Here is a 12,527-nt window from a genome sequence, read left to right on the forward strand (position 1 = left end):
AATCGCTATAACTACTGCGGAAGCTATTTCCCGAATCCTGATTTCCCCATTCGCTATTGCCTAACCCGTTTAGCACAGTGCTGCTCTCTAACCAAAGGAGCGGCAAATGAACAAGCAAAAAGGGTTTACGCTAATCGAACTCATGGTGGTGATAGGTATCATCGCTATTCTTAGCGCCATCGGCATTCCGGGGTATCAAAACTACCTTCGTAAAGCAGCATTGACCGATATGCTGCAAACCTTCTTACCCTATCGTACCGCCATTGAACTCTGCGCGATTGAACGGGGTGGAATCACCGGCTGTAACGCAGGCAGCAACGGCATTGCGGAAACCAGAACGACGCGCTACGTCGGGGCAATGAGCGTAGCCAGCGGTATCGTGACGTTAAGCGGACAGGAATCGCTGAACGGGCTGACGGCAACATTCACCCCACAGTGGAGCGACACCAGCGGCGTAACCGGTTGGGTCAGGAGCTGCAATGCCGAAAACGGCTCCCCTCTAAAACAAGCCTGCGAGGACGTTTTCCGCTTTAACGAAAGCAAAGCAGGAGCTGGCGAATGAACGCAAAAGAGCAGCTTCATTCCCTTTGCCAACACTACAATGCCGTACTGGTAGAAGAGACGCAAAACGTATTACGGATTGCGACGCTTGAAGCCCCGGGTGAGCAGCTGTATGAGGCATTACGCTTTTTCTGTAACAAGCATATTGATGTAGAGATATGGCCCGCTGAAAAGCTGGAGAAATGGCAAACCCACGAATTCACACAACCCTCAGAGAAAGATCACGGCAGCTCGGTGGTCACGCTATTAAATACAACCCTCGCCGCCGCAGTGCAGCAGCGGGCCTCCGATATCCATTTTGAACCCTTGGAGAACGCCTTTCGCATTCGACTCCGCATTGATGGCGTCCTTCAGTGCCAACCGCTGCTGCCGCAGGCAATGATTGCGCCCGTCACCGCCAGGCTCAAAATTTTGGCGAACCTGGATATTGCTGAAAAGCGATTGCCGCAGGACGGACAAATGGATTATCTCGCCGAAGGCGTGAAAGCCTCGTTCCGCGTCTCGACGCTACCTTGCCGCCATGGTGAAAAAGTTGTTTTAAGGATCCTCCAGCAAGGCAAACAGAGTATGGATATGCACTCGTTGGGCATGTCGGAAGGCGAAACAGAGCAATTCAGGCATTCACTCGATACCCCTCAGGGCATGATTTTGGTTACCGGGCCTACCGGCAGCGGAAAGACCATAACGCTTTATAGCGCCCTGGCGGCGCTTAACCGGCCGGGCATTAACGTCTGTAGCGTGGAAGATCCGGTAGAAATCCCTCAGGAGGGGCTCAACCAAACGCAAATAAACCCCAAGGCCGGGCTCACCTTTCAAAGCGTCCTTCGCGCCTTATTGAGACAGGATCCGGACGTCATTATGGTCGGTGAAATCCGGGACGGAGAAACGGCAGAAATAGCTATTAAGGCAGCCCAGACCGGACACCTGGTTTTGTCGACGCTTCATACTAACTCTACCGTTGAAACGCTTGTCCGGCTGGAGCAAATGGCGGTTCCTCGCTGGATGATTGCTTCAGCCGTGAATATCATCGTGGCCCAAAGGCTGGTGAGAAAACTTTGCCCCCACTGCAAAAAACGTAGCGAAACGCCCATCAGATTACCCCGCCATCTTTGGCCTTCTGAGTTGCCACAATGGCACGCTCCTGGATGCGAAAGATGCTACGGGGGATATTATGGGCGTACGGCGTTATTTGAACTGCTCCCTTTTTCTGCAGCCCTGCGGGTAGCAATTGCTCAGGGTGAACCTGCGGCTAAGATTGAAGCGTTAGCCAAAGAGCAAGGCATGCGTACGCTGTTCGAGAGCGGCTGCCTTGTGGTCGAACAAGGGCACACCTCTTTGGCAGAGGTTTATCGGGTGTTAGGGGTGCCAAATGCCTAAGCCCCAGCTCTGGTCCTGGGAAGCCATTGACGCCGAGGGGCAGTTGAGGACCGGCGTAATGCTAGCCGGTGAACGTACCTTGTTGGAGGAAGAGCTTCACAAGCAGCAGCTTCAGCTACTCAGTGTTAAAAAATCCTTTATAGCAGGAAGTGCCTGCTGGCACATTCAGCAGAAGATAGACGTTATCCGGCAGCTTGCGGCCCTGCTTCACGCCGGCATTGCCTTAACGGACGCGCTGCTGCTCATTGCGCGTCAGCACCCAAAACCTGAATGGTCAGCTTTATTGCAGCATATTGAACAGCAGGTATCACAGGGCATTCCGCTTTCAGAAACGCTTAAACAGTGGCCCCGTATCTTCCCGCCACTCTTTATCGCCTTATTGCATACCGGTGAACTGACCGGCAGGCTTGCAGAATGCTGCGAGCGGCTGGCCGAGCAGCAAGAACAGCAATATAAACTCACCAAAAAGGTGATGAAAGCCCTTCGCTATCCGCTTTTTATTTTTCTGGTCGCACTGCTGGTTACCGCAGGCATGGTGGGGTTTGTTCTGCCAGAATTCGCTAATATCTACCGCTCTTTTAATGCTCCCCTGCCCGCCATTACCCAGGCCGTCATGAGCATTTCAGCGTGGGCAACGACGCAGAGTGGCTGGTGGATTTTGGCCGCTATCATTCTTGCCGTTACAGGCTGGTGGCTTCGTCGTACTCGCCCCAGTCTTCGGGATAAAGAGCAATTATTGCTGCTAAAAATACCGGTGATTGCGCCATTGAGGCGCGGTCAATTACTGAGCCAGATATTCACCGTGCTTACGCTCTCACAACATTCCGGCGTGCCCCTGTTACAGGGGCTTGAGGCGGTTGAGAAAACGCTAATACAGCTTTTCTGGCAACGACAGATAGCGGACATACGCAAGCAGGTTTCCGAGGGCCAACCATTATGGCGAGCGCTGGAGCAGTCGGGCCATTTCACGCCGCTTTGCCAGCAGTTGGTTCGCATCGGTGAGGAATCAGGGTCACTGGATTTGATGCTTGAACGCTTAGCGCGCTGGCATTATGAGAAAACGCAGGAACTGGCCGAAAACCTTGCCGCAACGCTGGAGCCAGTCATGATGCTGGTCATTGGCTTGATCATTGGCACGCTGGTGATTGCGATGTATCTGCCTATTTTCCAGATGGGAGAGGCCATGAGCGGAGGAGGATGACGCAGCCGCAGCTGCGCCATCAATGCTTATCAGAGGCTATTGAAAACGCGGTTTTCCTGCTCCGCCACGCGGATGAAGGTCGTGCGTTTAGTCAGCTCTTTCAGGCGAGATGCTCCCACATAGGTGCAGGCTGAACGCAGGCCGCCGAGAATATCACGAGCGGTATTTTCAACCGGGCCACGCAGAGGCAGCTTAACGGTTTTTCCTTCTGCGGCGCGGTACTGCGCAACGCCACCAACGTGGCGGGTCATTGCAGACTCAGAGCTCATGCCGTAAAACAGCATAAATTTCTCACCGTCCTGCTCCACAACGGTACCGCCGCTTTCTTCGTGCCCTGCCAGCATGCCGCCCAGCATGACGAAGTCTGCGCCGCCGCCAAAAGCTTTAGCTACGTCGCCAGGGACCGTACAACCACCGTCGCTAACGATCTGGCCGCCAAGTCCGTGTGCTGCATCAGCACATTCAATTACCGCAGAAAGCTGAGGATAACCCACGCCGGTTTTAACGCGGGTGGTGCATACGGAGCCCGGCCCAATGCCGACTTTAACAATATCAGCGCCGGACAGGATCAGCTCTTCGCACATCTCACCGGTCACTACGTTACCGGCACAGATAACCTTCTCAGGCCAGGCTTCGCGAGCTTTGCTGACAAATTGCGTAAAGTGTTCTGAGTAGCCGTTTGCCACGTCGATGCAGATAAATTTCAGCGCCGGATTAAGGGCAAGAATTTGCTTAGTTTTGGCAAAATCTGCATCGGAAGTGCCGGTTGAAACCATGATATGACGCAGCAGGTTTTCCGGGGTCGTCTTAACAAAGTTGCTCCACTCTTCAACCGAATAGTGCTTATGTACTGCGGTTAGAATGTCGAAAGAGGCCAGCGCTTGCGCCATCGCGAAGGTGCCGACGGTGTCCATGTTTGCCGCAATAATTGGCACACCAGACCACGCAATACCAGAATGCTTGAATGTGAATTGGCGTTCCAGCTCAACGTCAGAACGGCTTTTGAGGGTGGAGCGTTTTGGGCGGATTAAAACGTCTTTAAAACCTAACTTCAAATCTTCTTCAATACGCATGTTGCAAATCCCTGGGTCGAATGGCGATGAACACATAAATACGATCGGCGAAACAACGGCCAACCCCAGTGACGCTATCATACGCAGTAATAATGGCTCCGCAAGACTGCGAAAACCGACTTTTTTACGCTACAATCGTTTAAATTTACCTGGTAAACGGTAAAAAGACCGTGGGCGGGAAATTCTTTGTTTTTACGTGATGCCAACTCGCCTAAAAACATTCGCCAGAACGAATTTTATCTTATTGATAAATAAAGCATCAGGATCGATTATTTATGGTTTATACGGTTGCACTTACGGGAGGTATTGGCAGTGGTAAAAGCACCGTCGCCGAAGCCTTTTCCCGCTCAGGCATTACCGTCATCGATGCAGATGTGATTGCCCGCCAGGTTGTTGAACCCGGCCAACGTGCGTTAGCTCTCATTTCTCAACATTTTGGTCCAAAGATCCTTCTGGAAGATGGCTCTTTAAATCGCCGGGCGCTACGAGAAGAGATCTTTAGTTCCCCGCAGCAAAAGCAGTGGCTCAATAATCTACTGCATCCCTTAATCCAGCAGCAAACCCGCGATGAAATTGCTCGCGCCACCTCACCTTACGTGCTGTGGGTCGTTCCGCTGCTGGTAGAAAACAATCTGCAACAAAGAGCTAACCGGGTTTTAGTGGTGGACGTCTCCCCTGAAACTCAGATTGCGCGTACCATGCTGCGGGACAATGTCTCTCGCGAGCACGCGCAGCAGATCCTGGCCGCTCAGGCGTCCCGGGAAGCTCGTCTCGCCGTTGCAGATGACGTAATTAATAATGACGGCAGCCCACAAGACGTTGTCGTGCATGTTGACCGCCTGCATCGCCAGTACCTGAAACTGGCTGCACAGGCCGCACAACAGGAAACAAAATAATGAACACTCAGGTTCTTTTCGAACATCCACTGAATGAGAAAATGCGCACATGGCTGCGTATTGAATTTTTGATCCAACAGCTACAGTCCGCGCTCCCCGTCAGCGACAGCGCTAAGGCACTGCATTTTTTTCGTAACATCGGCGACTTACTGGATGTGTTTGAAAGGGGCGAAATCCGCACCGAGATCCTTAAAGAACTGGGCCGGCAGCAGCGCAAACTGTTGAGCTGGTCGGAAGTCCCTGGTGTTGATATGCAGCGTATCGACACGCTGCGCAGCCAGCTGGAAAGTTGCGGCAGCGTGTTAATGGCCGCGCCGCGTATCGGGCAAGTACTGCGAGAGGATAGGCTGATTGCGCTGGTAAGACAGCGTCTTAGCATCCCTGGAGGCTGCTGTAGCTTTGATCTGCCCACGCTGCATATCTGGCTTTATCTGCCGCAGGAGCAGCGAGATGCTCAGGTCGATTTCTGGCTGAAGACCCTCGAACCGGTAAAACAATCGCTCGATCTGCTGCTGGATATCATTCGTAACTCGGCGCCGTTCCGTAAACAAACCAGCCTTAATGGCTTCTACCAGGATAACGGCGATGATGCCGACCTGCTGCGCCTGCACCTTAGCCTTGGTGACCAGCTTTATCCGCAGATTTCCGGCCATAAAAGTCGCTTTGCGATTCGTTTTATGCCGCTGGACTCGGAACACGGTCTGGTGCCTGAACGTCTCGATTTCGAACTGGCCTGCTGCTAAGGAAAAAACATGAGTGAAGAGACTATCGTCAACTGCCCCGGCTGCGGTAAAGCCGTTATCTGGAACGAGAGCAGCCCTTATCGGCCATTCTGCAGCAAACGCTGCCAGCTTATAGATCTTGGAGAATGGGCCGCAGAGGAAAAACGTATTCCAAGCAGCGGCGACCTTTCTGAAAGCGAAGGCTGGAGCGAAGAGCAGGAGCGCTAAGCGTTCAGCAGCTTTAAAATAACGGGCTCATTGGCTGGCGGAAACTCGTCAGCGATGAGCTCACTTTGAGCAATCCAGCGCCCAGGCTGCCCTTCTTTCCCCCAGGGTTCCCCTTCCCACTGTTCCACCAGATAAAACCACAGCGAAATATGGCGATCGGGAAACTGATATTCCAGGGTTTCAAACAGGCTGGCACTTTGCGCCACAATGCCGGTTTCTTCCTGTAGTTCACGGATCACCGCCTGCTCTGGTGACTCTCCAGCCTCAATTTTCCCGCCGGGAAATTCCCATTTATTAGCCATGTGTGCATCGGCAGCACGTTGCGTAATGAAGATTTCACCCTGTTGATTACGGATAATGCCGACGGCGATTTGCAGTTGCTTCATATTCTCAAACTCCATGCGTAAAAAAGGCGCAGCAAGCTGCGCCTTTCCAGGGTTGTCAGACCTTAGCTCAGACGGCCATGGCACTGTTTGTATTTTTTACCGGAACCGCATGGGCAAGGATCGTTACGCCCAACTTTACGATCGCCGGTTTCTGCTGCCAGCGCCTGCGCAGCCTGAGTTTCATCATCCACATGGCTCAGCTGCTGCATACGTGCCAGACGCTCAGCTTCTTCGCGACGCTGCTGCTCCATCGCTTCCACTTCTTCCGGCATGCGCACCTGGACTTTGCTCAGGGTGCTGATCACTTCATATTTCAGTGACTCCAGCATCGCGGCAAACATAGAGAAGGACTCACGCTTATATTCTTGCTTCGGATCTTTCTGCGCGTAGCCACGCAGGTGAATACCCTGACGCAGGTAGTCCATCGCCGCCAGGTGCTCTTTCCACAGAGAATCCAGCGTTTGCAGCATGACGCCTTTTTCGAAGTGGCGCATCATTTCAGCCCCGACAACTTCTTCTTTGCGCTGATAAAGCTCAATTGCCGTCTGCAGAATACGCTCACGCAGCGTTTCTTCATGCAGTTCAGGCTCTTTATCCAGCCATTCTTTGATTGGCATCTCGAGGTCGAAGTCGTTTTTCAGGCGCTCTTCCAGACCTTCTACGTCCCACATCTCTTCCAGAGACTGAGGCGGGATATGCGCATCAATGGTGACCTTAAAGACGTCTTCACGAATGCTGGCGATGGTTTCACTCACGTCGCTAACGTCGAGCAGCTCATTACGCTGGGTGTAGATTGCCCGGCGCTGATCGTTCGCAACGTCGTCGTATTCCAGCAGCTGTTTACGAATATCAAAGTTACGGCTTTCGACCTTACGCTGTGCGTTAGCTATCGCCTTGGTCACCCATGGGTGTTCGATGGCTTCGCCCGGCTTCATGCCCAGCTTACGCATCATGTTGGAAACGCGATCTGAGGCGAAGATGCGCATCAGAGCATCTTCCATCGACAGGTAGAAACGGGAAGAACCGGCATCACCCTGACGACCAGAACGGCCACGCAGCTGGTTATCGATACGGCGAGATTCATGACGCTCGGTACCGATAATATGCAGGCCACCTGAAGCCAGCACCGCATCGTGACGAACCTTCCAGTCCGCTTTAATTTGGGCAATTTGCTCTGGCGTTGGATTTTCCAGCTCGGCAATCTCTTCCTGCCAGCTGCCGCCCAGCACGATATCCGTACCACGACCCGCCATGTTAGTGGCGATAGTTACCGCAGCAGGGTAGCCCGCCTGAGCAACAATACCCGCTTCGTTGGCGTGGAACTTGGCGTTCAGAACATTGTGTTTGATACCGGCTTTAGTCAGCTCATTGGAAACCACTTCAGATTTCTCAATGGAGATGGTCCCCACAAGCACCGGCTGACCATTCGCGGTACGCTCTTTAATGTCTTCAATGATGGCGCCAATTTTGTCCAGCTCGGTCATGTAGACCAGATCCGGCATGTCCTTACGGATCATTGGGCGGTTGGTCGGCACGACAATGGTGTCGAGCTTATAAATGGAGCTGAATTCGAACGCTTCGGTGTCTGCGGTACCGGTCATCCCGGCCAGCTTCTCGTACAGACGGAAGTAGTTCTGGAAGGTAATAGAAGCCAGCGTCTGGTTTTCGTTCTGAATATCGACGCCTTCTTTCGCTTCAACGGCCTGGTGAAGACCGTCGGACCAGCGGCGACCCTGCATGGTACGGCCGGTGTGTTCATCAACGATAATGACTTCGCCATCTTTTACGATGTAGTCAACGTCGCGAGTGAACAGCGCATGGGCGCGCAGTGCAGCGGTTACGTGGTGCATTAACATGATGTTGGCAGGAGAGTACAGAGACTCACCCTCTTCCATCATACCTTCTTGCACCAGCAGTTCTTCAATCAGCACCAGACCACGTTCGGTCAGGTTAACCTGGCGAGACTTCTCATCCACGGAGAAGTGGCCTTCACCCTGGAAGGTGTCGGAGTCTTCTTTTTCCTGGCGTATCAGGTGCGGGATGATTTTGTTTACGCGTTTGTACAGCTCAGAACTGTCTTCAGCCGGGCCGGAGATAATCAGCGGAGTACGTGCTTCATCGATCAGAATGGAGTCAACCTCATCCACCAGCGCATAGTGAAGTTTACGCTGCACGCGCTCTTCCGGGCTGAAAGCCATGTTGTCGCGAAGGTAGTCAAAGCCGTATTCGTTGTTGGTACCATAGGTAATGTCCGCGGCGTAAGCTTCACGCTTGGCCGGAGCAGGCATGCCTGGCAGGTTGATACCTACGCTCAGGCCCAGGTACTCGAACAGGGGACGGTTGTTTTCGGCGTCACGCTGTGCCAGATAGTCGTTCACGGTAACTACGTGAACGCCTTTTCCGCTCAGAGCGTTCAGGTAAGCCGGCAGCGTTGCGGTCAGGGTTTTACCTTCACCAGTACGCATTTCTGCGATACAACGGTCGTTCAGGACCATACCACCAAGCAGCTGTACGTCGAAGTGGCGCATGCCGAAGACGCGCTTACTCGCTTCGCGAACCACGGCGAAGGCCTCTGGGATCAGGTTTTCCAGCACTTCGCCCTTTTCCAGACGAGCACGGAACTCATTGGTTTTAGCCTTCAGCTCATCATCAGTGAGCTTTTCCATCTGTGGTTCCATGCCGTTAATCATGGTCACCACTTTGCGCATACGGCGCAGGGTACGATCGTTACGACTACCGAAAACTTTGGTTAATAATTTGATTAGCATAATAAATTCTCAAACGCCTGCCGTCAGTGCGGTCAATAAATTGTTGTTAGTTAAGAAGATGAGTTAACTGAGGCGAAGCGGACCTGCGCGGATGCCCTGCATCTGACGGATCCACGCAACGGTGCTGAAAACTTCAGCCGCTGGCGATGCCTGGAACGCAGTCTGGCGAACAATTACGGGAGGTTTGCTTTCCTGCGTCAGCAGTGCGCTGAGAGAGTCCAGCAGAGCAAGGTGTTGTGCCTGAAGCGGCACGCTTTCCTGGGCCACCGGCAAAGCCTGGGGGACCATAGCAAAGGAAAGATGACGGATAACGGTGCGGATTGCATGCTGCTGCCAATAGTCCACACTGAAGGAAGGACGCCGCGTGCTCTCCTGCAATAAAACAAGGCTATCAAAACGTAGCTGACGCGCAGGATCGTGGCGACTGGCTGAAGCTTCAGCGGGGATACCGGTTTCTGTGTTACCGTTGAGCGCAGGCATGCCAAAACTCGCCGCGACCATCCCCAACAGGAGATGCGGCCAGAAATAACGTCTGCCAAATTGTCGCCAACGATTTAGAATACCAATCACTTTTTCCGCCGGAGCTTAATGTATGCGCGACAGTCGCCCGCAATCTTTAGAAAATCTGTTCGACGATGCCGGCCAGGAAAGCATGCTGCAGAACGTTCAGCAACGCGCCGTTGTTCTTCTGCGGCTAAACCGGGCAGTGAAAGGCATTTTGCCTGCTCCACTGCACCCCTGGTGTCGGGTTGCCAACTTTCGCCAGGGCATTCTGGTACTTGAAACTGCAAATGCCAGCTGGCTGATGCGTTTACGTTATGAGCAAGCCACGCTGCTCAGTGCATTACGCGCCCAAATCTTACCATCATTGACTTCAATCGACATCAGGATTAATCCATCGCTGGCGGTAAAAGGGCAGGAATCAGTACAAGAAAACACCACTCAGACAGGGAGTGAAAAATACGAAGTGAACCGTCAACTGAGTGAGCAGAGCGCGGAAGCGTTGAGAGAAGTGGCTAAACGTAGCCCGGAGAAATTGAGAGCAACAATAGAACGACTGGCTTCACTGGCCGGAGAGGGTACCAGCAAAACCAGTCGTAATAGATAGCTTAAGCGTTACGCCAGCACCAGGTTAGGTGCTTTAAACGCCAGCGGAAGTTCGGCTTCATCTTCGAAGGTCGCCCATTCCCAGGCTTCCTGCTTAGCCAAAACAGCCTGCAGCAGTTTGTTGTTCAGCGCGTGACCCGATTTAAAGGCGGTAAATGCGCCGATAATATTGTGACCGCACATGAACAGATCGCCGATGGCATCCAGCATTTTGTGACGAACAAATTCATCTTCAAAACGCAGGCCGTCTTCGTTCAATACGCGATAATCGTCAACAACGATGGCACAATCGAAGCTGCCGCCCAGGCACAGGCCGCGGGACTGCAGATATTCGATATCACGCATAAAACCGAAGGTACGCGCACGGCTAATCTGACGCATAAATGCTTCAGCAGAGAAGTTCATGGCGTAGCGCTGGGTGCTTGCATCAATCGCCGGATGGTTAAAGTCGATGGTAAAATCCAACGAGAAACCATTAAACGGTGACATTTCAGCCCATTTATCGCCATCTTCCACGCGAACCGTCTCTTTAAGACGTATAAATTTCTTGGCCGAGTTCAGCTCGTCAATCCCTGCATCAAGCAGCAGATAGACAAACGGCGCCGCACTGCCGTCCATGATAGGAATTTCTGGCGCATCAACTTCAATCACGATGTTGTCGATGCCCAGCCCTGCCAGGGCAGCGTTGAGGTGCTCTACGGTAGAAATCCGCACATCATGCTCATTGACCAGACAAGTACAGAGCATGGTATCACGCACGGATTTGGCATCAGCCGGGAAATCTACCGGAGGATTCAAGTCAGTGCGACGATAGATGACCCCGGTATTTGCCGGCGCAGGGCGCAACGTCAGTGTGACCTTCTTGCCGGTATGTAAACCGACGCCAGTCGCCTGAACGATACGTTTAAGTGTCCTTTGTTTGATCATCGTATAATCTCGCCATATTACTAAGCTAGCCGAGAGTGTATATCACTAACGGCAGGCCAGTTTAGCACAAAGAGCGGATATGCCCAACTTCCGGTTTATTCTTAATCAGCTTGCTTACGCAGGAACGCTGGAATATCCAGATAGTCAGGCTCTTTCGCTGTTTGTGGCGTATTGTCGTTAACCACTTTAGCGGCCGGTTTCTGCTCTTGAGTCAGCGGAGCCATACCGTGCTGCTGGTAGCGATCCATCACCGGCTGCTGTACCTGCTTGTTAGTCACCAGGGTAATCTCAGGACGTTTGTCCATGCCGATACCGGTAGCAACAACGGTTACGCGCAGCTCGTCGTTCATCTCTGGATCCAGAGAAGTACCGATAACCACGGTTGCATTGTCGGACGCGAACGCACGAATGGTGTTACCCACGGTTTCGAACTCATCCAGACGCAGGTCGAAGCCAGCGGTGATGTTAACCAGCACGCCGCGAGCGCCAGACAGGTCGATATCTTCCAGCAGCGGGCTGGAGATAGCCATTTCTGCCGCTTCTTCAGCACGGTCTTCGCCACTAGCCACGCCGGAGCCCATCATGGCGTAGCCCATTTCGGACATCACGGTACGCACGTCCGCGAAGTCAACGTTCATCAGGCCCGGACGAGTGATCAGTTCGGCGATACCCTGCACCGCGCCTTTCAGCACGTCGTTTGCCGCACCGAACGCGTCAAGCAGAGAGATACCACGACCCAGCACTTTCAGCAGCTTGTCGTTCGGGATAGTGATGAGGGAGTCAACGTGCTTGGACAGCTCAGCGATGCCCTGCTCGGCAAAAGCCATACGCTTTTTGCCTTCGAAGTTGAAAGGCTTGGTCACGACCGCAACGGTCAGGATCCCCAAATCTTTAGCCACTTCAGCCACAACAGGTGCAGCGCCGGTGCCGGTGCCACCGCCCATACCTGCGGCGATAAACACCATGTCTGCCCCGTCCAGCGCAGCGCGTAAAGCTTCGCGGTCTTCTTCCGCAGCATTACGACCCACTTCTGGATTTGCGCCCGCGCCCAGACCTTTAGTGATCCCATTACCAATCTGGATCGTCTGGCCGACTGCCGTTTTACGCAGCGCCTGAGCGTCAGTATTAACCGCAAAGAATTCAACGCCTTCGATGCGCTCGCGCACCATGTGTTCAACGGCATTACCGCCGCCGCCACCGACGCCGATGACTTTAATCACCGCGTCGTTGGTCAGTTCCATAGGTTCAAACATAGTTTCTCTCCGTTTTGTGCCTGTCGCC

At 53.1% G+C, this 12,527-nt stretch carries 13 protein-coding genes; 7 read left to right on the forward strand and 6 right to left on the reverse strand.

Annotation, left to right across the window (positions count from 1 at the left end; translation table 11 throughout):
- Positions 1–106 precede the first annotated feature (106 nt).
- The 3 genes from ppdD to hofC are packed head-to-tail and all read left to right on the forward strand — an operon-like array spanning position 107 to position 3,139.
- A complete protein-coding gene (gene ppdD / locus JT31_RS08480; protein ID WP_038475538.1) occupies positions 107–562 on the forward strand; it encodes a prepilin peptidase-dependent pilin in 456 nt (151 codons plus the stop codon).
- Positions 559–1,938, forward strand: coding sequence for a type II secretion system protein GspE (gspE, locus tag JT31_RS08485; RefSeq protein ID WP_038475541.1), 1,380 nt, complete (start codon positions 559–561; stop codon positions 1,936–1,938). Before ppdD ends, gspE begins: the two co-directional genes overlap by 4 nt.
- Positions 1,931–3,139, forward strand: coding sequence for a protein transport protein HofC (gene hofC, locus JT31_RS08490; protein ID WP_038475543.1), 1,209 nt, complete (start codon positions 1,931–1,933; stop codon positions 3,137–3,139). The genes gspE and hofC overlap by 8 nt, the downstream gene beginning before the upstream one ends.
- 29 nt (positions 3,140–3,168) lie before the next feature.
- On the opposite strand, the gene JT31_RS08495 is transcribed toward hofC, so the two are convergent.
- Positions 3,169–4,212 (reverse strand): GMP reductase, encoded by a 1,044-nt coding sequence (locus tag JT31_RS08495; protein ID WP_038475546.1) that lies wholly within the window; start codon positions 4,210–4,212, stop codon positions 3,169–3,171.
- A gap of 275 nt (positions 4,213–4,487) precedes the next feature.
- Here JT31_RS08495 and coaE point away from each other — a divergent pair, with 275 nt between their 5' ends.
- From coaE to yacG, 3 genes are read left to right on the forward strand one after another with little or no spacing between them, the layout of a single operon-like run.
- Complete coding sequence (gene coaE, locus JT31_RS08500; RefSeq protein ID WP_038475549.1) at positions 4,488–5,108, forward strand: dephospho-CoA kinase; 621 nt, start codon at positions 4,488–4,490, stop codon at positions 5,106–5,108.
- Positions 5,108–5,851 (forward strand): cell division protein ZapD, encoded by a 744-nt coding sequence (gene zapD, locus JT31_RS08505; RefSeq protein WP_038475552.1) that lies wholly within the window; start codon positions 5,108–5,110, stop codon positions 5,849–5,851. The genes coaE and zapD overlap by 1 nt, the downstream gene beginning before the upstream one ends.
- A gap of 9 nt (positions 5,852–5,860) precedes the next feature.
- On the forward strand, positions 5,861–6,058 hold the full coding sequence (gene yacG / locus JT31_RS08510) for a DNA gyrase inhibitor YacG (RefSeq protein WP_038475555.1): 198 nt from the start codon (positions 5,861–5,863) through the stop codon (positions 6,056–6,058).
- On the opposite strand, the gene mutT is transcribed toward yacG, so the two are convergent.
- The 3 genes from mutT to secM form a co-directional block, all read right to left on the reverse strand.
- A complete protein-coding gene (mutT, locus tag JT31_RS08515) occupies positions 6,055–6,444 on the reverse strand; it encodes an 8-oxo-dGTP diphosphatase MutT (protein ID WP_038482955.1) in 390 nt (129 codons plus the stop codon). The two genes, yacG and mutT, sit on opposite strands and share 4 nt — an antisense overlap.
- A 62-nt stretch (positions 6,445–6,506) precedes the next feature.
- Positions 6,507–9,212, reverse strand: coding sequence for a preprotein translocase subunit SecA (gene secA, locus JT31_RS08520; protein ID WP_038475558.1), 2,706 nt, complete (start codon positions 9,210–9,212; stop codon positions 6,507–6,509).
- Positions 9,213–9,275: 63 nt separating this feature from the next.
- Positions 9,276–9,782, reverse strand: a complete 507-nt coding sequence (gene secM / locus JT31_RS08525) for a secA translation cis-regulator SecM (RefSeq protein WP_038475562.1) — start codon at positions 9,780–9,782, stop codon at positions 9,276–9,278.
- 22 nt (positions 9,783–9,804) lie between these two features.
- Between secM and JT31_RS08530 the strand changes: the two genes are divergently transcribed.
- On the forward strand, positions 9,805–10,320 hold the full coding sequence (locus tag JT31_RS08530; protein ID WP_038475565.1) for a DUF721 domain-containing protein: 516 nt from the start codon (positions 9,805–9,807) through the stop codon (positions 10,318–10,320).
- Positions 10,321–10,328: 8 nt separating this feature from the next.
- Here the strand turns inward: JT31_RS08530 and lpxC are convergent, their stop codons facing one another.
- Positions 10,329–11,246, reverse strand: coding sequence for a UDP-3-O-acyl-N-acetylglucosamine deacetylase (lpxC, locus tag JT31_RS08535; RefSeq protein ID WP_038475568.1), 918 nt, complete (start codon positions 11,244–11,246; stop codon positions 10,329–10,331).
- Between the two features lie 101 nt (positions 11,247–11,347).
- The gene (gene ftsZ, locus JT31_RS08540; protein WP_008461800.1) at positions 11,348–12,499 is read right to left on the reverse strand and encodes a cell division protein FtsZ; all 1,152 of its coding nucleotides are present in this window, start codon (positions 12,497–12,499) and stop codon (positions 11,348–11,350) included.
- Between the last annotated feature and the right edge of the window lie 28 nt (positions 12,500–12,527).

The organism is Cedecea neteri, assembly GCF_000757825.1.
Lineage (GTDB): Bacteria > Pseudomonadota > Gammaproteobacteria > Enterobacterales > Enterobacteriaceae > Cedecea > Cedecea selenatireducens.